The following is a 23,175-nucleotide window of genomic DNA, read 5'->3' on the forward strand; positions in this document are numbered from 1 at the left end:
TTTTAACGCAGAGGGTAAGAGAGGTAAGCGCAGAGGTACGCGGAGAGTTGGTTAGGAATTATCTCTCAGATTAAGCTTGTGTAGCACTAATTCGCTCGTCTCGCCACAATAAATATAAACGATTTGCTGGCATTGTCAAATATAAAACATCCCCTTCATTCAGGTAAGTGGTGAGTAAATCCCAGCCTTGAACTCTTAGACCATTCCTTTCCATATATAAAGGTACACAGTTAGCAGACATGGCGATGTCTTTTACCAACTTGCTACAAAAAGGATGTGATGGTGTAATTAAAGTCGCAAAAGCTACCCAAAGTTTATCTTTGGTGATGCCATTGCCCAAGATGCGTCCACCTAAAGCCGCAGCCGCAAATGCAGGGGCTGCCAATTCTGCGGAACTGAGTACGGCTTCAAAGTCAAACACCTGCTTTGCCATTCCCGCAAAATCTGGGTCAGCATAATGGACAATCACCGGAATTTTGGGTGCTAAACCTTTGGCTTTCAGGGCTATTTCTAGATTCGTGGCATCGTTGTTAGTCACAGTTAATACTGCTGCTGCTGTATGCACATTGCTAGTTTGCAGGATGGTGCGGAAACTAGCATCACCTTGAATTACAGGGATACCCAATCCACGGACAGAGTTGATATATCTATTGTTAGAGTCAGTTTCAATAGCTACAACTTCATGACCAGTGCTATGGAGTTGCTGCACAATGCGATTGCCAATGCCACTTAAACCACAGACTATATAATGATGACGTTGAGGAACACGGGCTACATCCCAAAACTGCTTGAAGCGGCTACCTAAAACAAAATCGGTAAGCATGGCGTACCAAATACCAATGACCACTGCTCCCACTAGCATTATGACCACAGTAAATAATTTAATACTATTGGGGGCATTTTCTACAACTTGGTCATTGCCACCTGCGCCTGTAATCATGCCTACAGAGAAATATAGCGCATCGACCACAGACAAACTTAATTCTGTGGACATATAGGTGAGAGTGGCAGTTAAAATCACTGCCATTAGCACGATCGCACCAACTACTACTGATTGGCCATGTTGCTGAAACTGACGCAAACTAGTTAATATTTTCAGGAATTTTTTAATTAAGGATCGACGGATGGGGCGGAAGCGGGGTTGGATACCAATAATTAGGCGATCGCCTATTTTTAATTCTTGTCCCGAAATTACCGCCGAGATTAAATTCATCTCACCTTCTAGGGGTAAGTAATAAATCGGCATCCGTGTAGGATCTTCCCACAAATCACTCAACTGGCGACCCAACCAAGGATGGCTTTCATCAATATATACTTCTTGAATTGGCCAAGTTTGATCGTATAACTTGATTTGCCCGATCGCTTGATTTCCCAAAGCGGCAAAGGTGAATAATGGTGCGGCTAATCCCACAACACTCATACTTAAGTGGTCTGTTAAGGTTTTATCCAGACGTTCACCCAAGTTATGATTATATAAGCGGTTAATAATCCGAATGTGAGGATTTAGTACCCGCGCCTGCATCATGATTGATAAATTTAGTTCATCCTCTGCTCCTGCTATAACTAAGGTATGCGCCTCCTGAATTCCTGCGGCTGTTAGGGTAGCAGCTGCACATAAACTACCAATAATCACATCGCCTGCTGCTTCGCCAGAGATGGGTTTGTGATGAATACCAACTACAAACGCTCCCTGTTGTCTGAGCAAACGAAAGATTTTATATCCAGTACGTTCTAAGCCGCAAACAATAATTCGAGGTTTCATGTAATAGCAGCATAATTTACTCTAAGGACTGCATTTCTATTGATTAATTAATATTGTTGCTTACTTCCTGGCAGGAGAACTGTAACTGTAAACACGATAAATTGTCACAACATGGCACTTTTATTTCAGCCATCCAGTCATGTAATTAAAGTAACTATAATATAAAAAATTCAGGTAATGAAAAAGCTGGCTCAAATCAGAATTATTAATGGACTTTTAGGTTCATTAGCAATAGTAGGAATCATCGCCAATCAAACATCTGCACAATCACAGCCAGAACCAGGGCCGATTTTTGCCCCAAATGTGCAGTTCAACGTACAACGCACCAGTGGTAATTGTCCCAAAACTGTGGGATTATGGTGGATGGGTATACCCTATGAAGGTGGTGCAGAGCATATAGTAGTGGCAGATACTCCAGCTTTTGCCAACGAAACCAAGTTAGTTCCATCTAACAATAAGCGGTTTGTAGAATTTGTTTCAACTTTGAATAATCAGTATGCTTCTTGTGTGGGTAAAGCACGTTCACAAGCATCTGCTTTTTACAACGTAGAATTTAAAAATAAAAAAGCATATTTTCGTGTCGATTTGCGAAATCTTAACGTACCTGATAGTCTAATTGTCTACAAAACTGTCACAGCTTTTCGTCCTTATGTGCGTTGGGCGATCGCAGATTAATTAAACGTGAGTAGAGACGTAACATTGCTACGTCTTTACATTTTTGGTACTACTTCACGTCTCATCAATCTGGGCGAACTTCCTCAATGTCAGCTTGTGGTGGTTTAACTAAATCGTGATATAGCAAAACCGCATACACAATTTCATCATCAACAGCGTGACGCAACGCTGACATTGATTCTTGCTTGAGGCTTTTAATTAAATTTGTCAACGCTGCTTTATGTAAAGCTTCAATTGCTCTTTGTAGCCCAACTGCTACACCCCTTTGGCTTTCATCCCACTCAGATATAATGGCTTCAAATCGGTCGATTTCCCGAATATATTCCTCAAGGTCGGTCATTAGTCATTAGTCAATAGTTGATCAAAAGTAATCAATATATGATGAATAATAACTCACTTCATTTTAAAATCCTTGAGAAGAAAGGGCATCATTATACCTGTTGTTAAGCTAGACATAGTTATTGGTATACAGAAAGGAATTTCCAACTGAGCTAGCAATATTAGCACTAGCATACCAAGGCTCATACCAATGGTAATTTGTCTAATAAAATAGAGTGGATCACGGATTAGTTTACCTCGAAAAAATAACTTCACTGAAAACCAACTTAATTCAATCATATGACCCCCTAAAAATTACTCAAAACATATAGAATGGCGAATCCTAAAACCACTGCGGGAACTGCTCCACTCGGCGCAAATAATGCCCCTATGGTTGCAGAAAACATATAACCTATCTCTTTTCCAGCTAATATCATCCCGCCAATAGCACCACCAACCATTGAGATAATTGTGGCTATAACTAACCACAGTAATCCAGTGGTTAGAGTTAAATCCCTCGTTACCATATTTGTAAGAAATGCCCTCACATTCAGGTCATTTAAAAATTCACTCATGTTCTCTAATTCTCCGTTTTGGTAATTATCAATTGGGAATGAGATTTTTAACTTGTACATTTCCGTGTAAATCAAGCATCCATTCTAAATAAATGAGAAGCCTTTTTGATAAGCTTTTTGACTTACGCTTTGCGGTACTAGCCTCTTAAGAAAATATATAGCGTTTTCTAATTACATGAGGTATATCATAGTCCCCTCCTTGCGGCACATAGAAGTCTGAGCGGCGGTTTCTGCCGAACAGAACTTTGGGGGAAGGGGGTGGGGTTCTTGTACCTCAATCCACCGAGAAACGCTATATTTATTTACGCCAAAAGGAACTTTATGAAGTGTTGTTCCCTTTGCGTTGGAACTAGAGAAGCGGTAAAAGTTTTCTCAATACCCATTCCCCTATAATTACATGACTCATTTTTTAATATAGAACACCTTGATTCTTAAATTCTAGGGTATAATTGCTAATATCAATGTATGCTTTAAATACTCATTACTTATATTATTTTCTGTCAGAGAATAGCACTAAAAAATATTTTTGCTGGTCAATATATCCGATAAATTTAAAGGTAGTGTATCTATAGTATTTATGCTTAAAAAGTCAAATTAAAGTTTATTTTTCCATATTATTTAATGAAAATCTGTGTAATAAATGGCAGTTTTCAGTAAGTATGATAAAGATTTAATTTTCAGTTAAAGATTAATTTTTATTTAATTAAATAAAATAAAAACGAAAAATATCTTATTCTAAAAATTAAAACTAAATATTTATCACCGGGTGAAACTCTACAAGCGTCAACACCTGCGTCATAAATAGTAAACATAGACAAATAAATAGCCAATGACTAACGTACTCTGGCTGCAAGGTGGTGCTTGTTCGGGCAACACTATGTCTTTTCTCAACGCCGAAGAACCGACAGTCTGCGATCTAATTGCTGACTTTGGCATTAAGTTACTTTGGCATCCTTCCTTGGGATTGGAACTAGGCAACAACTTACAAACCCTACTGTGGGACTGCATTCTCGGCAAGATACCTCTAGACATCTTGGTATTTGAAGGTACTGTAGTTAATGCCCCCGACGGTACAGGTGAATGGAATCGGTTTGCCGATCGCCCGATGAAAGATTGGCTAAATGACCTCTCAAAAGTTGCTAGCTTTGTTGTAGCGGTGGGAGACTGCGCCACTTGGGGAGGAATCCCCGCTATGTCGCCTAACCCCAGCGAATCCGAAGGTTTGCAATTTCTTAAGCGTCAAGAAGGCGGCTTCTTAGGTAAGGATTTCGTCGCCACATCGGGATTACCAGTGATTAATATTCCTGGATGTCCAGCACACCCCGATTGGATTACGCAGATATTAGTGGCGATCGCTACTGGACGCATCGCTGACATCGCCCTCGATGAACTGCACCGTCCCCAAACCTTCTTCAACACCTACACCCAAACAGGTTGTACTCGTAACGTCCACTTTGCTTACAAAGCCACCACCGCCGAATTTGGTCAGCGTAAAGGCTGCTTATTCTACGACTTGGGTTGTCGTGGCCCTATGACCCATTCCTCCTGCAACCGCATCCTCTGGAATCGCGTTTCCTCGAAAACCCGCGCCGGAATGCCGTGTTTAGGTTGTACAGAACCAGAATTTCCCTTCTTTGATCTCAAACCCGGAACGGTATTTAAAACTCAAACCGTTATGGGTGTCCCCAAAGAATTACCACCAGGAGTCAAAACCAAAGACTACGCCTTACTCACAATGGTGGCTAAAAATACAGCCCCCAACTGGGCAGAAGAAGACTTTTTTACAGTTTAGTTCGTAGTAAGCACTGAAGTGCTTACTACAAAACAATTACCGAGAGGAGAGGAGAATGGGAATTAAAACATTAGATATTTCGCCTGTCGGTAGAGTCGAGGGTGATTTAGACGTTCGCGTGGAAATTGAAGATGGACAAGTCGTTAACGCCTGGACACACGCCGAACTATTTCGCGGATTTGAAATTATTCTCCGAGGTAAAGACCCCCAAGCTGGATTGATTGTCACTCCTCGTATCTGCGGTATCTGTGGTGCTTCTCACTTGACATCTGCATCCTGGGCATTAGATACAGCCTGGAAGACAACAGTTCCCCGCAATGCCATCTTAGCTAGAAACCTCGGTCAAATTGTTGAAACAATCCAAAGCATCCCCCGCTACTTTTATGGATTGTTCGCCATTGACTTAACAAACAAAAAATACCGGAGTAGCCGCTTCTACGATGAAGCTGTCCGTCGCTTCGCCGCTTTCACAGGCAAATCCTATGAACTCGGTGTGACTATTTCCAGCAAACCTGTAGAAATTTACGCCCTGTTTGGTGGACAATGGCCGCACAGCAGTTATATGGTGCCTGGTGGTGTGATGTGCGCCCCTACTTTAACAGACATCACCCGCGCTTGGGCAATTTTAGAATACTTCCGCACCAACTGGTTAGAACCTGTGTGGTTGGGTTGTTCTTTAGAACGCTACGAAGAAATTCAAACTTATGATGACTTCATGGACTGGTTAGAAGCAGACATTAAACATCGTGAGTCAGACTTGGGTTTCTATTGGCGCATGGGTTTAGATATTGGTTTAGATAGATACGGTGCTGGTGTTGGTAAATATGTCTCTTGGGGATATTTACCCCATGAAGATAAATACCAGAAGCCGACTATCGAAGGGCGCAACGCCGCTATGATTATGAAAAGTGGTGTGTACAACAGCTTCACCGATACTCACACTTTAATGGATCATACCTTCGCCCGTGAGAATACCACCCATGCCTGGTATGACGAAGGTACAGACAACGTTCACCCCTTTGACCGCACGACCAAACCCACCCAGAAAAATACTAAAGACTTCAATAATGCCTACTCTTGGTCAACGGCTGTACTACACAAAGACTTTGGACGTTTGGAAGTCGGGCCTCTAGCGCGTCAGTTAGTCGCAGGTGGTCAACATGGAGAATCTTGGCAACACTATGATGGGTTTATCCTGGATGTCTTTAAACAAATGGGTGGTGCTAGTATTCATGTGCGTCAGCTTGCACGAGTTCATGAAATTGTCAAGTTATACCGCCAAGCGGAACGATGTTTGCGTGAGTTTGTCTTAAATGACCCCTGGTATATCAAACCTAAAGAAAAAGACGGGCGCGGTTGGGGTGCAACGGAAGCCTCACGGGGTTCTTTGTGTCACTGGGTAGATATTGAAGATGGCAAGATTAAGAATTATCAGGTGATTGCTGCGACTACTTGGAATGTCGGCCCCCGTGACAAAGACGGAATACGTGGCCCGATTGAGCAAGCTTTGATAGGGACACCTATTGAAGATTCTAGCGACCCTGTGGAAGTGGGACACGTGGCGCGATCGTTTGATTCTTGTCTGGTGTGTACTGTTCACGCCCATGATGCGAAAACAGGCGAGGAGTTAGCGCGTTTTCGCACTGCTTAAATTAGTGGCATTGCATAAATGCGCTCCTAATTCATCCCTCTATTATGGAACGCCAAATTAGTTATCAGTTATCAGCTAATTATTCAACTGATAACTGATTCTTGTTTTGAGAAATGAGCGTAGCAGATAATATAGCTGCGTTTCAGTTCAGGGGTTTTTAACTCAATTTCTAAATATTGAGTGCTACTTATAGTCTGTAGACTTATAAGCATCAAGCAGACAACATTAATTCATGGCTAATAACCATGAACTTTTAAAGTTTGGTTTAAAAATTAGAGAGTTAAGATTACTGAAAGGACTCTCACAGGAAGATTTGGCTGATTTAGCTGGTCTTCATAGAACTTACATTGGTGGGATAGAAAGAGGGGAGAGGAACGTAGCCTTTATTAATATTGTTCGGTTAGCTAAGGCTTTAGATGTTTCGCTAAGTAATTTGATGAAAGGAGTTGACTAAGTGCCTTCCCCGTATGAGGGTTTAACTGAGGAAGAATGGTTGGTAAAGACTAAAGAGTTGATTAGCTGTCACCCTTTAGATGTTGAAACCATCAAGCAGATTGCTTTTAAAAGTTGGAAGACCCTATGGTCTACAACTATCGGAGAAGGTAAACTGTCGATCAATCTGTCTGAACTCGACGTTCCTGCTACTGTAATAGGTTACTTTTTTGAAAAGTTATTTGCTAAGGAACTTGAGAGGCAGCAACCTCATCTTTGGCGTGCTGGGAAGAATAAAGAAGATAAAGATATCGTATGTATTCCTAATAATTTATACTCTGTTGAAATTAAAAGTTCAGGACAACTAGGAGAAAAAGTATTTGGGAATAGAAGTTATGGACAAAATATAGAAAATACCGAACTGCTAAAGAAAGAAAAATCTGGATATTATATTACAGTCAACTTTTATCGGCAGGATCTTCATCTTCTTAGATTTGGATGGATTGATCACTCTGACTGGAAAGCTCAAAAAGCTGCGACAGGTCAAGCAGCTAGTCTTAGTGAATCAGTCTACACATACAAACTAATTAAGATTGAAGGTGATTATAGGCTGAACGCTCCCATCCGTGTTTTAAAAGGTGTTGGTTCACAAATATCACAGCTTTGTGCAGAAGAAGGAGTGCTAAATGTCAGAGATTTGAAAAATTATCATGGAAGCAATGCAAAAATTTTAAAGCTGAACGAAACACTAAAAAAATTAGATTTTTCCTGAAAATTTATGTCCAATAATACTTGTATGTCTCTAGATTTTATATACATTACTAATTACTACTAGCTTACTTTAGGTCATTCTGAAAATAGTATTTACTGTTCATTAGAACTATCCCTCTCTTTTTTAAATTCCTTAAATCTGTCAACTGCCATTTTGCAGTAATCAGTCCTCATCTCAAAACCTAAAAATATACGCCCCAAACCTGTTGCTGCTATCCCAGTAGAGCAAGAACCGGCAAATGGGTCAAGCACTATTTCTAACTGATTTGATGAAGCGTTAATAACTCTCTCTACAATGCCTAAAGGAAACTGCGCCGGATGTCCGGTACGTTCTTTTGAACTTCTCTTTGTACCTGTTGTAATTTTGGAAAATTCCCAGACATCAGATGGATTCTTACCTAGAGGATTGCATCTATATTTGCCATTTTTCTTTTGATTGGGATACTTCACATTGGAGTCCCTGATGTCATCCAAATTGAATGTATAATTCTGGTAGTCTTTAATATAAAATAACCACTTTTCATTACGTGGGCTAAGACGATATTTTGTTGAAACACCTGCTCCATATTGCCAAACAACCTCTTGGAGTAAATAAAATGGTGACTTATCCCATAACAGATAGGGTATTGGTACGCATAATCCTCTCCTGGGGACTTCGAGGTATCCAACATTTAACCAAAATGCACCATTAGGTTTAGTGATGTTATGAATTTGCTGCATCCAATGAGAACACCAATTAATATATTCGTCAACTGACATTAGTGCTTCATATTCTTTGCCGATGTTATATGGTGGGGATGTAATAGTTAGATCAATCTTAATATTGCTTGAACTAAGTTTTTGAAGAAAATCTGTTGAATCACCTTGATAAAGAATAAACCCATCATCAGAATAAAAAGGTTCATCTAGGCACTTGTATAGTTCTACTTCTAAAAACTTTTGCTGATCTGAAAGATTACGCTTTAAGTCTTCAGAAAAGGGCTTTAGTAATGAACGTGGAGCCATCTGGGTGGCTGTGTGCTGATCAATTCCTTCGTTAATGTAAATATTGTGTTCTTGACTGGCTATCTTGCGTACCTTGTCTTGTGTGACTGGAACCTTCATTGTTTGTATGGTTAACGGAATATTTATAACTATTTGAAAATATTATCATCTAGAGCCATAACTTGACTTCTCCGCAGCAAGATAAGCTTTAATATCTTCTCTATTAGCATGGTAGTAAGTCAAGGCAGCATACACTTGCACTAGAGTCAAATTACCCATTCGTTCTACAATTTCTTCTGCATTTAGACCCATTTTGTACCAAGCAGCAACTCTCTGTACAGATACTCTAGTTCCTGCAATGTGAGGACGACCGCCAAGAGTTCCGGGTGTGCGAACAATTAATGTGCCAAGTTCAATTTCTTCTAATGTATTGATATTCATAGACTCTAATTCAGCCATTTTTATTTATTTTAAAGAAAAATATTGAATTCTTCTAGATTTGCATAGCGATCGCACTCCCCAACACAACCATAGTGGTGGCTAGAGGCGATGACTATCGCTTGTTCTACTTCAGTCTGGAAAAGCTGTACCAGTGCTAGGATCACTGATATATAGGCCTAATGTCAGACTACGCATCACTTCATCCCAAATGGGTGTTAGTTGCTCGGCTTGATCTGCCCAATAATCGAATGTAATCAAGCACTGCACATTTGAACCCAAACCAATGCAAGTCCGTGAAAAAGCTTCCCGTGGTTCTTCTTGGGTATCGATAAACTTAATCTCTGTCCACACAATTTTGGCTGTTTGGCGTTTAACCGTGAAGATTTCTCCCCTCTCAATGACGTTGCGACTGTCATCGTCCATCACTTTTTTCAAGGTAGATTTGAGGGGAAACAAACTCCAGTCACGGGGAGGTAGTTGATTAAATGATACTTCTAGACAGCAATCATCTTTAGGTGGTTTTTTATCCAGGAATTTAAAAGATTTTTCTTGTGGCTCAAACACCCAATTTTGAGGGACATTTAACCGAACAGCCCCCCGATTAGCGACAAAAATTTTATAGCCTGATGGCGATTCCCAGTGATGGTCAGGCTTGAGGTCGAGGGTTTCTTTGATCCACTGGAGATTGCTTTTTTTCCGCTTTGCCATAGTGTTTTTGCAAATCTGCAACTTTTGCGATGGTCTCCGACCGATGGCCGGTCATCGCCCACTTGGTTAATAGTTTGAACCTCACAGGTTTTGAAATCACCTGTTCTATATGCTGATTTTACCACAATATAGAACGTCTAACTCACGACTGACTATATGTCACGAGTGTGTAGCTTGCAGAAATCAAATTTCTCATCAATTGAGATCCTGACAAATAACTATTTGCTATGCAATTCAATTACTCTGCCATTTACGGGTTGAATTGGACGGGCATTCACCTGATATAGTTTTTGAAAGATACTAATTTCTTCTTTCGAGACGGTAATAGGTTCTACTAAAACATTCCATCTCACTCCTTCGCTACAGGGTGGTGTTGTCAGTGATCCAGGGTAGCTGAAGTATGTTTTTGTCTTAGGTAAGAAAGTAGCTGCGTTAATAGTGCGACTCACAGTTTTTGTTTCCCCAACCGCAGGAATGTACTTCCAAATCTCATTAATTAGACGATTTGCTGCTCCTTCTTTCATCATGATACCCACAACTGATAGTTGACCTGCATCGTTGCGGTGTACTAGGTGCAGTTCCATCGCGGCAGCTTTTCCCCCAATAGTATGTTCACTGGGAGTATGGAAATGAAACTGGAGAAGTGTATATTTTTCACCATTAATGGTGATGGTGCTTCCTGGTGCGTAATTTACTTGGAGAGTGTGACCATTGTTGACAACAACTAAGGGTGTAGGCTTGTAGTTAAAAAATATTGGTGTAGGTTTTTCTTTGACAGCACTAACAATATTGATGGGAGACTGATCTCTACCTAATTCACACAGTGCAAAATCATGACTGAGTTCAGCCCATTGAGTGGGATTTGCTGCACCACCATAGCCCCAGTCTGGTGTTCCTTCTCCCGCAAAGGTCTGTACAGATGGTATAGTTATTAACCCTATTAAAAATGTTACAAATACTAATATATTTTTACACCATTTTTTGTTGATTAGATTCATGATCGTATTAATTTTTTTGAGTGAGATATCCCATCATCAGGCTTCGCGTAGCCTGCCGTAGGCAAGCAGGGTGGAGTAGTTGAAACCTTGACAAATACTATAATAAAAATGCTGCTTTTATGCGAAATATTACATATGAAAATAACGGTGTTGGTTGAGATACCGTCTTAACTTAAGAGGTTGTTTGAAAAGTCATGCTGAACCCTTCACTAGCTAACGCGAAACCTAACCCCCTTCCCTAGTAGGGAAGGGGGAAAATTTAAAGCCTCTAACGCCACTAACTACAACCGGGGGAACTCCGGCAACGCAGTGGCTCTTCCTTGTAGGGGAGAGGTACTAAGCACGAGAAGCCGCTCCGTGTCTTTGGAGAGGGGTTTTCTAGATCCCGTGAAAAGTCAGGCTTTACATTCTACTTCGCTCCACTCAGAACGACAATTTATACCTGACCGAACCGTTCAAACATCCTCTAATACTATTGTGAATTTTGGAGTTACTTCTGTGCTGATGCTAACTCTACAAAATTAATATCTGTTATCTTTCAATAGTCGTAGCGTAACACACTAAAACTTGTAGAAATAGTGAGTTAGGCTTGCCTTAATGTACTGCAACAAAACTCAAATTTATAAGGTGAGCCTGTGTCTGATTTAGAATTACACAAATATTTCCCACAACTTCCTGAAGAAGCACTCAAAGAATTTGCAGAATGGTGTATTTTAGAGCAGGCAAAAGTAGTAGCAGGAGAATTTATACTTGATCCAACTAAGTTACAAAATCTCACACCAAATGAATACATTTGGCAACTTATTGATCAGTTTATGAAAGCCAGACCAGACCCCATTAAAGCTGGACTAGTATCAGCAATGGCTGGACAGGAAGCTGATAGTCATGGATTAGTTGGTTCGGCAATCATGGTAGATTTTGTCGCACTTTATATCAAGTATTTAATTCCAGAAAATGGCAAGAGTCCAGAAGAAGCGAAAGCTTTAATTACTGAAGCCGCAATCCAACAGTATGAAAAGCTTTCTGAACTGGCTGACAAATATAATGTCAAGTTCTGATCAGGGAAACAAGGGAGATAAGAAAGTAAGATTTCTGGATATTTTTCTATCTCCCTATTTCTTTGGCTAATTTGCAGGTAAAATTTCTAATAGCTGTGCCTCAGTTAACTGTGCAATTCCCAAAGATTGTGCTTTTTCTAACTTAGATCCAGCATCCTCACCGACAACCAAATAATCGGTTTTTTTACTAACTGATTCTGTTATTTTCCCACCAGCTTTTTGAATTAATTCTTTGGCTTGATCACGCTTTAATGTCGGCAAAGTTCCAGTAATTACGAAAGTCTTACCAAGCAGTTTTTGATTAATATTATTAGGGGTTTTTGCTTCCTCTGTGTTAACAAATTGTAATCCTTCTGTTTGCAAACGTTCTATTAAAGTTTGATTGGCATTGATGTGAAACCATTGATAAACAGATTGAGCAATTTCTGCACCTATACCATAAATCCCGGCGATATCTGATTGTTTGGCTGTGGCTAACTGTTCTACTGTGCGATACTTTTCAGTGAGTAATTGAGCATTAACATTGCCCACATGACGGATACCTAAACCATATAATACTCTTGACCAAGGTTGGTTTTTGGATTGCGCGATCGCCTGAATTAATTTCTCGGCTGATTTTTGCCCCATTCTTTCCAATCCACATAATTGGTCTGCTGTCAAGTCATATAAGTCTGCAACGGAATGCACCAAGCCTTTATCGACAAGTTGATGCACCAGTTTTTCCCCCACGCCTTTAATATCTAAAGCATCCCGGCTCACCCAATGTTCTATCGAACCTTTGAGAATAGCGGGACAGGAAGCATTGACGCAGCGAGTAACAGCTTCCCCGGTTTCTCTAACCACAGGCTGTCCGCACACTGGACAATGACTCGGCATAATAAAGGGTTCGGTATCAGCCGGACGCAGTTCTTTTAGTACCCTGACGACTTCCGGGATGATTTCCCCAGCTTTGCGGACAATGACGGTATCACCGATGCGAATGTCTAATTGGGTAATGCGATCGCTATTATGTAGGGTAGCGCGAGATACAGTCGTTCCCGCTAATTCCACTGGACGCATTTCTGCTAACGGCGTTAAAGCTCCGGTGCGTCCTACATTCACTGCAATATTTTCTACACGGGTGGGTGCTTCCTCGGCTGGGTATTTGAGTGCGATCGCCCACCGAGGGAATTTTTGCGTAAAGCCTAACTGTTCTTGCAGCTTAAAGGAATTCAGCTTCACCACCACCCCATCAGTCATATAGGGTAGATTTAATCTTTCGGTATCCCAGTATTTATAGTATTCAGCTACCTCTGCTAAAGATTGGCAAAGCTTGTGTTGAGAGTTCACCCGAAAACCCAACTTTTGCAACAATTCCAAAGCTTCCCATTGGGTATTAGCAATACTAGCGTCATCCATACCGGGAATGTGCAGTGTGTAGGCGAAAAAATCTAACCGTCGTCGCGCCACAATGCGAGAATCTAGTTGTCTGAGTGTACCTGCGGCGGCGTTACGGGGATTAGCAAGTAACTGTTCCCCGGCTTTTTGTCGGCGTTCATTGATGTATTGAAAAACTTCCATTGGTAAGAAAGCCTCACCCCGGACTTCCACTTTCTCGATATTTTCCAACCCATCAAAATTTAAACGTAAAGGAATTGAGCGAATAGTCCGCACATTTTGGGTGATATCTTCCCCCATCTCCCCATCACCCCTACTTGCACCCCTAACTAAAACGCCATGATGATATGTCAAAGCTAAAGCTGAACCATCGATTTTCAATTCTGTAACGTATTCGGCTGAATCTGTTGGCGGTACTTGTCTGCGCCAACGCTGATCCCATGTTTGCAACTCATCAATATTAAAGGCATTCTCTAAACTATACAGGGGGACATTGTGCCGTACAGAGGTAAAGTGTGTAGCAGGCCTTTCCCCGACGCGCTGAGTGGGACTGTCGGGTGATACTAATTCTGGATATTGAATTTCTAGTTGTTGCAGTTCTCGATATAGCTGGTCATAGATGACATCATCCATGATTGGTGCATCCAAGACATAATAAGCATAGCTAGCTTGTTGCAACAGCTGGCGCAGTTCATGAGCGCGTTTGACTTCAGACTGAGTTTGAATCATTAGATTTAATTATAAAATAACCAGTGGATAAATGTGATAACTTATAAAATCTACGGCTAAGAGGTTGTTGGTTGATTATTCTAAAATGATAATCTGTAGAATCAGACTTTCAATACACTTACTCACTTACTATATATGTGAGAATTGCATAGCCCGTACTCTGAGAATCAAGTTAAACTCAGGTGATATGTCTAAAGTACGAGTTTACCCTGACATGATTCTCACTAATGGGTAATGAATAAAAGTAATTTGCTCAGTTACATTCAAAGCGTAGCCAGTAAAAATTTTCACTGGCTCAAAAAGACAAAAACTCCAAACATCTACAAGGAGTCTGATTATGTCAGATACAAGCAAGCGCGGTTTCGCTTCGATGGATGAAGACAAACAGCGTGAAATTGCTAGCAAGGGTGGACACGCTGCTCACGAGAAGGGAACTGCTCACGAATTTACTCCTGAAGAAGCGCGTGAAGCCGGACGCAAAGGCGGTGAAACTGTCAGCCAAGACAGAGAACATATGGCCGAAATCGGTCGTGAGGGTGGTAAACACTCTCATGGCGGTGGACGCAAGAAAGAAGGTAGCGAAGATACCGAAGAAATTCAGGATAGTGGTGAAGAGAAGAAAACTCTTGGTGGTACAAGCGAGCAACACGCTGAAGCCGGACGACAAAGCCAAAAGAATAAAAACAAGAAAAAATAGATGTAATCTGATTCTGTTAACTCTATGAATGTGTAAAGACGTTGTCATGCAACGTCTTTACTATTTAGTTATTTGGCAATATCTTCAAAATCTGTTACTGCACAAGCAAACTCTCGAAACGCGGTTTTAATTATATCCTCTTTCATGTTTCTATCTAGGGCAGTATCGCGAATGAGGTCTGCTAACTCTACAAATAATAGAGAAACCATAAAACGATCTTGGCGATCAATTTGCTTCAAGCAAGACAAAATAAACTCATACAGTTCTGTTTTTCTAGGTTTGGTTTGTTCTTCCCAAATTTGTAACCCAAGGCGGAAGGTTTTTAAACGTATTTCACTAGTATTGTAGGGCGTATCTTTATAGCGAACTGATACGCGTTGGGGCATTTCCATAAGTTGAGCATATAGATTCACTGTAAAGTCATTATTCAGCTTTATTCTGATTTATCCGGATCATTGACATCTCCAAAAATGAAATATGCGTCATCCAGTAGAGACGTAGCAGTGCTACATCTCTACTATCAAGATTCTCGCAGGGCATAACCTACACCACGCACTGTATAAATTAAACGGTTTTCATTATTTTCTTCTAACTTGAGCCGGAGATAACGAATATAAACTTCAATAATATTAGAATCACCCATGAAGTCATAACCCCAAACTTTTTCGAGAATTTGATCTCTAGTAAATACCTGACGGGGATGAGAAAGAAGATAGTCTAATAAATCAAATTCTTTGGCGGTGAGTTCAATTGCTCGTTTACCTCGAAATACTTCACGGGTAAGGCGGTTGAGTGTTAAGTCTGCAAATTGTAAGGAGTCTTCATTTGTCTCTTGGGTGCGGCGTAAATGAGCGCGGATTCTTGCCAATAGTTCCTCAATACTAAATGGTTTGACTACATAATCATCAGCTCCTGCATCTAATCCTGCCACGCGATCGCTCACTTCATCTTTGGCTGTTAACAAAATTACTGGTATTTTATTTCCAGTTGCACGCAACCGCCGACACAGTTCCAAGCCGGTGAGTCCTGGTAACATCCAATCTAAAATTACTAAATCTGGCGTTGACTCCCGCGCTAAGGTCAAACCAGTCATACCATCATGGGCTACGCTGACTTTGTAACCTTCACTACTCAGTTCCAATTCCACAAATCGAGCCAGTTTGACTTCATCTTCAACTAAAAGGATATGTGCGACCATAATTCGTAATTCGTAATGCGTAATTAAATATTAATTACTTATGTAAGTAGAACAGGGTAAATAATTAAAGGTTTGTAGTAAGAACTTTAGTTCTCTCTGCGTTCTCTCCGTTCCCTGCGGGACGCTGCGCGAACAAAAAAGGACTAAAGTCCTCTCTACGAGACGCTACGCGAATACTACGAACTCAATCCTAATTTTTTTACATTACTTAGCATAGTTTGGTTTTTTCAAGTCGTCCTACTTAATTTACATTTGTCTCAGGTTATTATGAACTACGAATTATAAAGTTGAAACTCCCTAGCCACATCATTAGCTATACTTTGCCGCATATCCCAAGGGAGAAAAACTTCTATTCTGGGTCGCCATGCTCGTAAACGCATAATAACGTTGTGATCACCGTGTCGATACTGCACGCGGTAGTAAGCATCATCTGGGGAGCGATGGGCGAGAATTTGTAATAATGCCTGCTGTTGTTCTAGATTGACTGTATGCTTTTTGATCAGATTTTTGACTTGTGAATAGGCGATCGCTTTAAATGTGTCATGGCGAAAAGTTCGGCGAATGTAGCGATCGTGATAATCTCGGTCAAATCGTAATAACATCGAGCGAGCATCTAAATAGAAATCAAACCCCCAAGCCTCTGACATTTTTGCTTCTATTTCATCCGGGGTGGGTAAATTGCGCTTGTGGTAGCGTAGTTGCAGATTTTTGGGGATATCTTGATGTGTCCACTCAATAGGGGTGATATCTTGGATTCTGTCGAGGCGGAAGTTATACCAATCGGTTTTTAGATCAGGACTTTGCCCAAAAGCGCACAAATAAACAGCACGCTGGACATAATAAATACAAACTGGATAAACTACACAGATGAAAGTATTCCCCAATCTCGCACTGTTGTAAGTGAGTTCAATCGGTGGGACTGGTATTTTTCCCCATAGCCTTTGTAATTCATATTGCCAGTTTTCCAGTTCATCTGTAGCTGTCACCACAAAATCTAGTTTGAAGAAAAACCGCCGCACACCACAGATTTCTTGAGAAAGATTTTGCGCGATCGCGACCAAGTCCTCTTGATTGAGAAAATTTAATTCGTTGGTTTGCCGTTTGGTGGTAATCGGACGCGAGGGAAAATACTTGACGCGATAATATTTCTGCTCATGTTTCTCTAACCAACCCAACTCCGCCAAGATATCTAAATCAGCTTGGAGACTGCGACGAGTTACACCAAACAATCGCTGTTGTAGGAATTTATCTAAATCTGGGATGGGAGTATGTGCTTGTACAGTTTGTAGCCATTGCGATCGTTCCAGTCCTGTTTTTTGATCAAACAACCATTCTGCGGTAGTTTTACTACAGGGACAGCTAGGGTGATGCAGTGGGGGAATTGCTTCTCCTTTGGGGTGGCTGAGAGTAAAAAAAGTATCTCGCCACTGAGCCAAACTAAAACCATCATCTAACAATACACGGTCTTGAGCATCACCGTACAGAGAGCGCAGCCATACCCACAAACGCACTGCACGCGGTAAGTTTTGTTTCAGAGAACCCCGCGCTAACCATTGTAATAATTCGACTTGCGGCACATCAGTAAAAATTTGTTCAGACACTTTTGTTGGGGATTGGGGACTAGGAATTTTAGATTTTGCGGAAAGTTCTGTAGGCGGGTTTCCCGCCGTAGGAAACTTTTCAAGACGGATTTTGGATTGAATAATCTAAAATCCAAAATTGCAAATCCAAAATTGAAAGGCTGGGGATTGGGGACTGGGTAAAATTCTCCTTGTCTTCCTATCCCATTGCTTCTAGCATACGACACTCTGGAAGTAGCCTCTTCCAGCAGGGTGTATGATGTATCCAGCACAGAAAAAACAACGATTATATGAGAAAAGGATACAAGCACCTAAATTTTATTTAACGTGAGTTCGATGAATTGAAAAACCCCTCTCAAAACCTCTCCCCTACAAGGAAAGAAGCTTTGAAGGCTTTATTTTTCGTTGAAACCAGCCAGATTTAAGCCCCTCTCCGCGTCGGAGAGGGGTTGGGGAGAGGTTCATTGAATTCACGTTTTGAAGTGTTAAGTTGGAATTTAAAATTTGGAGCAAAGCGACATGGCTACCTACAAAATCGAGTTAAAAGACGGGATTTTACGCATTGGATTTGGCGAACCTGCTCAAAATGACCAAATAGTCCGCGATGCAGCAGCACGCCTAGAAGAAATGGCTACATCAGGTGAACTATCAGGAGGAACATTACTCAAAATCAATGGGCCAATATCTATACCTGTAGCCTTTGTATTAGCACATAAACTTGCTCATATCTACGGAGCAGTAGCTTTTTATGATCCTAAATTGGCTAAGTATGTGATTTCAATCACACACAATCCCGCGTATAAATTGGGAGACTTGATTGATTAAATTTCAGGAGGGAATCGGTAATCAGGCAAAAGCCAGAATCAATGCTTTGTCATTAATTACATAATGAATACCTACTATATCAAGTTACAGGGTGATATCCTCAAAGTAGGATTTGGTAGTACGCTAGCTACAGGTGATCGCATAGTCCGCGATGTAGCGGCAAAGTTAGATGAGATGATTACTACAGGGGAATTACCCGGTGGTAATCTCATCAAAATCAATGGCCGAGTTTCAGTATTAGTTAGTCAGGTATTAGCGGATAAATTAGGGAAATTGTATGATGCGATCGCTCTATTAGATCCCAAAATAGGCGATCCAGGGATAGATAGATATGTAGTCACCATTAGCAGACATCCCCAATATCAAGTCGGGGATATTTTGGATATGGTGCGAGAGTCGCAGGCGCAAAGCAACCTGAAAGTCGTCTTGTGTGGCTTTGCAAACACTGGAAAGACTTGCTTTCGAGAGGGATTAAAACAAGCACTATTGCAGATTCCCGACGCGCCAGAATCATACTTCATTTCCGGCTGTCCCGATGGCGATGGTTCGTGGTACAGCGAAACCGCCAGACGTGATCCTGATTTAGCCACCGAGTTAAAAGCACGATACAAAGCAGGATTTAGTCCAGAGTTCGCCAAATTGAAGGCGCAGGAAGTTAGAGGTATCAATACACCGATATTCGTCTTTGATATTGGGGGAAGAATCTCCGACGCGAACCGCTTGATTATGAAAGAAGCTACCCATGCGGTGATTTTAGTCAAAGATGAGTCTGAGATTGCGCCTTGGGAAAAGTTGTGTGATGAGTTGAGGTTGCAAGTTATTGCGATCGTTTTTAGCGACTTTTTGGGGAATAATGACGTTGTTGAGTCGGAAACGCCGATTTTACGTAGTAGGATTCATAGATTACAGCGAGGTGAGGATGTTTCGCAGCGTCCAATTATCCAAGCTTTAGCGCGGTTGTTGGTGGGGTTGAGTAAAGGAGAGTAAGGAAATAGCGATCGCTTATTAACTACTTGATTATTGAAACACGAATAAATTTAAAGGGTGAGGTAAATTTATATGGCTATATCAGATTTTGATAATTACAAAGTTGACCACCTGTTTTTGCTTATGGGTGAAAACTCTTTACCTAACTACGTCACAGCAAATTTATTACTAAAAAAAGGTGGTACTCCATATCTAGTACATACAACTGGTACAGAAACTCAGGCTAAACGGCTGAAAAATATCCTCAATAACAAACTAATAGGCTTACAATCAGCACAGCTAATTTCACTTGGTAAATATGAATCTGATGCCTATCACATTCAAGATGAAATTTGTCGTAAAATTCAAGGTTTAAAAAACGGAAAAATCGGTTTGAATTATACAGGCGGTACAAAAGCAATGGCAGTACACGCTTATAGAGCAGTATTCAGCCAATCTCAAGCTGATACTGTCTTTAGCTATCTTGATGCACGTAGGTTAGAGATGTGCATAGATAGGGAAGATAGAGAGCGTATTCGTATTAAAATAAAACCTGAATCGTTAGAAATAAAACTGGTAGAACTGTTTCAGTTACATGGGTTGGAGTTAAAACAAAAACCGACACAACAGGCGCAATTACCAAAATTAGCAAGAGAACTTGCAAATATTTTTCAGGAAGAGAGTAAAGCAAAGCAGTGGTTTGATGGGTTTTATAAAGTTTTCCGTGAACAAGCGTATAAGAGTAAATCAAATGGTGGGGGAGAGTGGAAAAGTAAGACCGCTTTACTCGAAGTATCAACACCCCTAGATGACTTACCGCAAGAAATTATTGCAGCTTTCAAAGAAGAAAATTTTATTACATCTGATAATCAGCTTTCTTTACAACAAGTTGAAAAAACAGGAGCTTTCAAAGAAATCAAACATTTTTGTAAGTGGCTTGATGGTTTATGGCTAGAGCATTATGTGTTAGAAGAAGTCAAAAATATTGCTGATAAGCAGATAAAAGACTATGGACTAAATTTTGAAATTCCCCTTAAAGGTACTAGAGATGGGTTTGAGTTCGATGTTGCCTTTACACGGGGATATCAGCTCTTTGCTATCTCTTGTTCGACAACGAGTAACAGAGGTTTATGTAAAAGTAAACTTTTTGAAGCATACCTTCGAGCAAGACAGATGGGAGGAGATGAAGCGCGAGTAGCTTTAGTTTGTTGTTTTAGCGAACCAGATACTCTCAAAGCTGAAATTGTAGCTTCTACCAATGATAAAAAAATTGCTGTCTTTGGAAGGGAACATCTAAAAAATTTATCAGAAGAAATTTCTAATTGGATTGATCAAAATGATGAGGATGCACAATGAGTAAGTTTACCATAACTATAATAGATACATCAGGTATTCAGGGTTATATTTTCAGCAGTAATCGTCTCCGCGAAAATATTGGAGCATCTCATTTAGTCTCTGAAGTAACAGGTGATTGGGTAGAAGAAACTTTAGATCAATTAGATGTTCCAAAAAATCAACAAAAAGAACCAATTGAAAGAAGTAGACTCAATGCAGAATTAGTTTATGCTGGTGGTGGCAATACATTAATAGTATTTAGAACGCGAGAGATTGCTATAGAATTTACTAAAGTATTGAGCAAGCGAGTTTTAGAAGATGCTCCTGGAATTAATCTAGTAGTTGCTCACAAAGAATTTGATTGGGATACAGAACATCTCTATCAAGTAGTCAAAGACTTGATGGAAGGAGAAATTGACCGCCGAAAACATGAGCGCATTCCTTCAGTGCCATTACTAGGTTTAGGAGTTACAGCCACCTGTAATTCTACTCAATTACCTGCTGTTGATAGAAGTAACGAATATATTCAATATGGTGATGAAGAAGAAGCAGACAGCTACTTTATATCCACTGAAACTAAGCAAAAATTAAAAGCTGTTGATAGAACAAATAAAAAACTGCAAAAAATGTTTGCTGAAGTAGTTGACCAAAATATTTTTCAATTCCCCTACCGAACAGATCATTTAGGACGTTCTGAAAAAGAATCTAGCTATGTAGCAATTGTTCATGCTGATGGTAATGGTATGGGTAAGCGTTTTCAAAAATATGGTGAAGAGGCAAAAAATAATAGAGATTACATCCAAAGGATGCGCGATTTTTCTACAAGTGTTGATGAGGCAGGTAAAAATGCACTGAAAGCTGTTGTGCAGGTAATTACAAAGTCAATACAACAAGGGAAGGTCATTGGTAAACTTGGAGAATTTCAACTCAAAGCTAAATACTATCTTCCTTTCCGTCCTTTAGTTTATGGCGGTGATGATATCACGTTTATTTGTGAAGGAAGATTAGGATTAGAATTAGCTGCTTTATTTCTTCGAGAATTTGAAGAACAGCCTGTTGCAGATGGTCAAAAGTTAACAGCTTGTGCAGGTGTTTGTGTTGTTAAAACTCACTATCCTTTTGCAAGAGCTTATAAAATTAGTGAGGAGTTATGCAAAGAAGCTAAGAAATTTGTTAAAAAGAACAAGGAATTTGAGCCAGATGGATTTTCAGCAATTGATTGGCATTTAGCAGCAAGTGGTTTATTAGGTTCAATTGTTGAAATTCGCAAGCTTGAATATCAAATATCTGTTGATAACCAAGATGTTTGCCATTTACAAATGCGTCCTGTGCGACTAGAAAAGCATAGCATCGAGTGGCGAACTTGGGAAGGTTTTACTCAAGTTGTGAAAGAATTTAAACAAGGAGAAGATTGGAAAGAACGCCACAACAAAGTTATGGCTTTACGAGAAGTTTTACGGAAAGCCTCTAAGGATGCGACCAAAGAGTTTTTATCAGCTTATAGATTGTCGCAATTACCTTCTTTTCCAGAATCTAGCGGTCAAAGTGAACAATTAGCAAAAGATGGATGGAAAGACGGAATTTGTGGATACTTTGATGCTATTGAGGCTATGGAATTTTATCTTGAACTGGGGGATTAGGTGACTATTTATCAACTAAAAATCAAACTTTTAAGTGATACTACATTCGGTAGAGGTGATGGTGTTGCTGGTTTAATTGACCAAGAAGTAGAGCATGATTCTAGCGGATTTCCCTATTTACGTGGACGCACACTCAAGGGTTTGTTGAGTGAAGAATGTGATAACTTAATTGCAGCTTTATCTCCTGAAATTCGTCCTCATTGGAAAAATGTTGCCTGCATTCTTTTTGGTACACCAGGTAGTATTCAGGGAACAATAGCATCAATGCACGTAGGAGATGCTTGTTTACATGAGGACTTAAGAGAAGCAGTTGCTTTCCAAATTAAAAAGAAAACACTTCCTAAACTTACCAAAAGAGAAGTTCTAGATTCACTCACAACAATTCGTCGTCAAACTGCAATTAATTCTGAATCTGGTGTAGCTGATACGGGAAGTTTGCGCTCTTTTCGCGTTGTGATTCGTGGACTTGAGTTTAAAGCTGATTTAGTATTTGAAACCCAACCAAATCAAAAAATATTATCACTTTTAGCAGTGGGTACACTAGCACTAAGACGTATAGGAAGTGGACGACATCGAGGTCGAGGATATGTACGATGTACTCTGCACGATGATTCAGGAACAGACATTACACAAAAGTATATGAGCCTATTTGGAAAAATTTAG

General features: G+C 40.3%; 24 protein-coding genes and 1 pseudogene. 12 read left to right on the top strand and 13 right to left on the bottom strand.

The window, feature by feature from the left end:
• Positions 1-70: 70 nt before the first annotated feature.
• On the bottom strand, positions 71-1,762 hold the full coding sequence (locus ACM0OR_RS03340; RefSeq protein ID WP_414574988.1) for an NAD-binding protein: 1,692 nt from the start codon (positions 1,760-1,762) through the stop codon (positions 71-73).
• Between the two features lie 177 nt (positions 1,763-1,939).
• Between ACM0OR_RS03340 and ACM0OR_RS03345 the strand changes: the two genes are divergently transcribed.
• Positions 1,940-2,437, top strand: a complete 498-nt coding sequence (locus tag ACM0OR_RS03345; RefSeq protein WP_414574989.1) for a hypothetical protein — start codon at positions 1,940-1,942, stop codon at positions 2,435-2,437.
• 70 nt (positions 2,438-2,507) lie between these two features.
• Here the strand turns inward: ACM0OR_RS03345 and ACM0OR_RS03350 are convergent.
• The 3 genes and pseudogenes from ACM0OR_RS03350 to ACM0OR_RS03360 form a co-directional block, all read right to left on the bottom strand.
• A pseudogene (locus tag ACM0OR_RS03350) lies at positions 2,508-2,777 on the bottom strand (hypothetical protein); the annotation flags it as partial.
• A gap of 53 nt (positions 2,778-2,830) precedes the next feature.
• Positions 2,831-3,055 carry a hypothetical protein gene (locus ACM0OR_RS03355; protein ID WP_242039387.1) on the bottom strand — a complete coding sequence of 75 codons (225 nt, stop codon included), beginning with the start codon at positions 3,053-3,055 and terminating at the stop codon, positions 2,831-2,833.
• A gap of 8 nt (positions 3,056-3,063) precedes the next feature.
• Positions 3,064-3,330, bottom strand: coding sequence for a hypothetical protein (locus ACM0OR_RS03360; RefSeq protein WP_323267372.1), 267 nt, complete (start codon positions 3,328-3,330; stop codon positions 3,064-3,066).
• Positions 3,331-4,159: 829 nt separating this feature from the next.
• On the opposite strand from ACM0OR_RS03360, the gene ACM0OR_RS03365 reads away from it, so the two are divergent.
• The 4 genes from ACM0OR_RS03365 (at position 4,160) to ACM0OR_RS03380 (ending at position 7,977) form a co-directional block, all read left to right on the top strand.
• A complete protein-coding gene (locus tag ACM0OR_RS03365) occupies positions 4,160-5,122 on the top strand; it encodes a hydrogenase (protein WP_414574990.1) in 963 nt (320 codons plus the stop codon).
• A gap of 55 nt (positions 5,123-5,177) precedes the next feature.
• The gene (locus tag ACM0OR_RS03370) at positions 5,178-6,773 is read left to right on the top strand and encodes a nickel-dependent hydrogenase large subunit (RefSeq protein ID WP_414574991.1); all 1,596 of its coding nucleotides are present in this window, start codon (positions 5,178-5,180) and stop codon (positions 6,771-6,773) included.
• 232 nt (positions 6,774-7,005) lie between these two features.
• The gene (locus tag ACM0OR_RS03375) at positions 7,006-7,227 is read left to right on the top strand and encodes a helix-turn-helix transcriptional regulator (protein WP_323267369.1); all 222 of its coding nucleotides are present in this window, start codon (positions 7,006-7,008) and stop codon (positions 7,225-7,227) included.
• A complete protein-coding gene (locus ACM0OR_RS03380; RefSeq protein WP_414574992.1) occupies positions 7,228-7,977 on the top strand; it encodes a ScaI family restriction endonuclease in 750 nt (249 codons plus the stop codon).
• 92 nt (positions 7,978-8,069) lie between these two features.
• On the opposite strand, the gene ACM0OR_RS03385 is transcribed toward ACM0OR_RS03380, so the two are convergent.
• The 5 genes from ACM0OR_RS03385 to ACM0OR_RS03405 all read right to left on the bottom strand — a co-directional run bounded on the left by ACM0OR_RS03385 (position 8,070) and on the right by ACM0OR_RS03405 (position 11,107).
• Positions 8,070-9,080 carry a DNA-methyltransferase gene (locus ACM0OR_RS03385; RefSeq protein WP_414574994.1) on the bottom strand — a complete coding sequence of 337 codons (1,011 nt, stop codon included), beginning with the start codon at positions 9,078-9,080 and terminating at the stop codon, positions 8,070-8,072.
• A gap of 45 nt (positions 9,081-9,125) precedes the next feature.
• Complete coding sequence (locus ACM0OR_RS03390) at positions 9,126-9,401, bottom strand: DUF433 domain-containing protein (RefSeq protein ID WP_414574996.1); 276 nt, start codon at positions 9,399-9,401, stop codon at positions 9,126-9,128.
• Between the two features lie 29 nt (positions 9,402-9,430).
• A complete protein-coding gene (locus tag ACM0OR_RS03395; protein ID WP_414575045.1) occupies positions 9,431-9,565 on the bottom strand; it encodes a hypothetical protein in 135 nt (44 codons plus the stop codon).
• Positions 9,531-10,109 (bottom strand): hypothetical protein, encoded by a 579-nt coding sequence (locus ACM0OR_RS03400; protein ID WP_323267365.1) that lies wholly within the window; start codon positions 10,107-10,109, stop codon positions 9,531-9,533. The genes ACM0OR_RS03395 and ACM0OR_RS03400 overlap by 35 nt, the downstream gene beginning before the upstream one ends.
• 218 nt (positions 10,110-10,327) lie before the next feature.
• Positions 10,328-11,107, bottom strand: coding sequence for a carbonic anhydrase (locus ACM0OR_RS03405; protein ID WP_414574997.1), 780 nt, complete (start codon positions 11,105-11,107; stop codon positions 10,328-10,330).
• 635 nt (positions 11,108-11,742) lie between these two features.
• Here ACM0OR_RS03405 and ACM0OR_RS03410 point away from each other — a divergent pair.
• Entirely contained in the window at positions 11,743-12,165 is a 423-nt protein-coding gene (locus tag ACM0OR_RS03410; RefSeq protein WP_190703917.1) for a hypothetical protein, read from the top strand.
• Between the two features lie 66 nt (positions 12,166-12,231).
• Here the strand turns inward: ACM0OR_RS03410 and ligA are convergent, their stop codons facing one another.
• Positions 12,232-14,271 carry an NAD-dependent DNA ligase LigA gene (ligA, locus tag ACM0OR_RS03415; protein ID WP_414574998.1) on the bottom strand — a complete coding sequence of 680 codons (2,040 nt, stop codon included), beginning with the start codon at positions 14,269-14,271 and terminating at the stop codon, positions 12,232-12,234.
• Between the two features lie 337 nt (positions 14,272-14,608).
• Here ligA and ACM0OR_RS03420 point away from each other — a divergent pair, with 337 nt between their 5' ends.
• The gene (locus tag ACM0OR_RS03420; RefSeq protein ID WP_414575000.1) at positions 14,609-14,968 is read left to right on the top strand and encodes a general stress protein; all 360 of its coding nucleotides are present in this window, start codon (positions 14,609-14,611) and stop codon (positions 14,966-14,968) included.
• A gap of 68 nt (positions 14,969-15,036) precedes the next feature.
• On the opposite strand, the gene ACM0OR_RS03425 is transcribed toward ACM0OR_RS03420, so the two are convergent.
• The 3 genes from ACM0OR_RS03425 to ACM0OR_RS03435 all read right to left on the bottom strand — a co-directional run bounded on the left by ACM0OR_RS03425 (position 15,037) and on the right by ACM0OR_RS03435 (position 17,767).
• On the bottom strand, positions 15,037-15,360 hold the full coding sequence (locus ACM0OR_RS03425; protein WP_190703907.1) for a hypothetical protein: 324 nt from the start codon (positions 15,358-15,360) through the stop codon (positions 15,037-15,039).
• A gap of 128 nt (positions 15,361-15,488) precedes the next feature.
• Positions 15,489-16,166, bottom strand: coding sequence for a response regulator transcription factor (locus ACM0OR_RS03430; protein ID WP_323267361.1), 678 nt, complete (start codon positions 16,164-16,166; stop codon positions 15,489-15,491).
• Between the two features lie 272 nt (positions 16,167-16,438).
• Positions 16,439-17,767, bottom strand: a complete 1,329-nt coding sequence (locus tag ACM0OR_RS03435) for a TIGR03985 family CRISPR-associated protein (RefSeq protein WP_414575001.1) — start codon at positions 17,765-17,767, stop codon at positions 16,439-16,441.
• A gap of 498 nt (positions 17,768-18,265) precedes the next feature.
• Here ACM0OR_RS03435 and ACM0OR_RS03440 point away from each other — a divergent pair, with 498 nt between their 5' ends.
• The 5 genes from ACM0OR_RS03440 (at position 18,266) to ACM0OR_RS03460 (ending at position 23,175) form a co-directional block, all read left to right on the top strand.
• Positions 18,266-18,571 carry a CRISPR-associated protein Csx3 gene (locus tag ACM0OR_RS03440; RefSeq protein ID WP_323267359.1) on the top strand — a complete coding sequence of 102 codons (306 nt, stop codon included), beginning with the start codon at positions 18,266-18,268 and terminating at the stop codon, positions 18,569-18,571.
• Positions 18,572-18,634: 63 nt separating this feature from the next.
• Positions 18,635-19,558 carry a CRISPR-associated protein Csx3 gene (locus ACM0OR_RS03445; protein ID WP_414575002.1) on the top strand — a complete coding sequence of 308 codons (924 nt, stop codon included), beginning with the start codon at positions 18,635-18,637 and terminating at the stop codon, positions 19,556-19,558.
• 72 nt (positions 19,559-19,630) lie between these two features.
• Positions 19,631-20,893: a Card1-like endonuclease domain-containing protein gene (locus ACM0OR_RS03450; RefSeq protein ID WP_414575003.1), complete on the top strand. Its 1,263-nt coding sequence runs from the start codon at positions 19,631-19,633 to the stop codon at positions 20,891-20,893.
• Complete coding sequence (locus tag ACM0OR_RS03455; RefSeq protein WP_414575004.1) at positions 20,890-22,512, top strand: Cas10/Cmr2 second palm domain-containing protein; 1,623 nt, start codon at positions 20,890-20,892, stop codon at positions 22,510-22,512. The genes ACM0OR_RS03450 and ACM0OR_RS03455 overlap by 4 nt, the downstream gene beginning before the upstream one ends.
• A complete protein-coding gene (locus ACM0OR_RS03460; protein WP_414575005.1) occupies positions 22,513-23,175 on the top strand; it encodes an RAMP superfamily CRISPR-associated protein in 663 nt (220 codons plus the stop codon).

The sequence above is a fragment of the Anabaena sp. CCY 9402-a genome, from assembly GCF_963920945.1.
In the GTDB taxonomy this organism is placed as follows: Bacteria; Cyanobacteriota; Cyanobacteriia; order Cyanobacteriales; family Nostocaceae; genus Trichormus; species Trichormus minutissimus.

Bases quoted from the DNA above. Each gene is read 5' to 3' on its own strand.
- ACM0OR_RS03455 (WP_414575004.1), top strand. From the start codon at position 20,890: ATGAGTAAGTTTACCATAACTATAATAGATACATCAGGTATTCAGGGT.
- ACM0OR_RS03445 (WP_414575002.1), top strand. From the start codon at position 18,635: ATGAATACCTACTATATCAAGTTACAGGGTGATATCCTCAAAGTAGGA.
- ACM0OR_RS03345 (WP_414574989.1), top strand. From the start codon at position 1,940: ATGAAAAAGCTGGCTCAAATCAGAATTATTAATGGACTTTTAGGTTCA.
- ACM0OR_RS03420 (WP_414575000.1), top strand. From the start codon at position 14,609: ATGTCAGATACAAGCAAGCGCGGTTTCGCTTCGATGGATGAAGACAAA.
- ACM0OR_RS03365 (WP_414574990.1), top strand. From the start codon at position 4,160: ATGACTAACGTACTCTGGCTGCAAGGTGGTGCTTGTTCGGGCAACACT.
- ACM0OR_RS03400 (WP_323267365.1), bottom strand. From the start codon at position 10,109: ATGGCAAAGCGGAAAAAAAGCAATCTCCAGTGGATCAAAGAAACCCTC.
- ACM0OR_RS03430 (WP_323267361.1), bottom strand. From the start codon at position 16,166: ATGGTCGCACATATCCTTTTAGTTGAAGATGAAGTCAAACTGGCTCGA.
- ACM0OR_RS03405 (WP_414574997.1), bottom strand. From the start codon at position 11,107: ATGAATCTAATCAACAAAAAATGGTGTAAAAATATATTAGTATTTGTA.
- ACM0OR_RS03355 (WP_242039387.1), bottom strand. From the start codon at position 3,055: ATGATTGAATTAAGTTGGTTTTCAGTGAAGTTATTTTTTCGAGGTAAA.
- ACM0OR_RS03385 (WP_414574994.1), bottom strand. From the start codon at position 9,080: ATGAAGGTTCCAGTCACACAAGACAAGGTACGCAAGATAGCCAGTCAA.
- ACM0OR_RS03360 (WP_323267372.1), bottom strand. From the start codon at position 3,330: ATGAGTGAATTTTTAAATGACCTGAATGTGAGGGCATTTCTTACAAAT.
- ligA (WP_414574998.1), bottom strand. From the start codon at position 14,271: ATGATTCAAACTCAGTCTGAAGTCAAACGCGCTCATGAACTGCGCCAG.
- ACM0OR_RS03340 (WP_414574988.1), bottom strand. From the start codon at position 1,762: ATGAAACCTCGAATTATTGTTTGCGGCTTAGAACGTACTGGATATAAA.
- ACM0OR_RS03425 (WP_190703907.1), bottom strand. From the start codon at position 15,360: ATGGAAATGCCCCAACGCGTATCAGTTCGCTATAAAGATACGCCCTAC.
- ACM0OR_RS03450 (WP_414575003.1), top strand. From the start codon at position 19,631: ATGGCTATATCAGATTTTGATAATTACAAAGTTGACCACCTGTTTTTG.
- ACM0OR_RS03375 (WP_323267369.1), top strand. From the start codon at position 7,006: ATGGCTAATAACCATGAACTTTTAAAGTTTGGTTTAAAAATTAGAGAG.
- ACM0OR_RS03440 (WP_323267359.1), top strand. From the start codon at position 18,266: ATGGCTACCTACAAAATCGAGTTAAAAGACGGGATTTTACGCATTGGA.
- ACM0OR_RS03390 (WP_414574996.1), bottom strand. From the start codon at position 9,401: ATGAATATCAATACATTAGAAGAAATTGAACTTGGCACATTAATTGTT.
- ACM0OR_RS03370 (WP_414574991.1), top strand. From the start codon at position 5,178: ATGGGAATTAAAACATTAGATATTTCGCCTGTCGGTAGAGTCGAGGGT.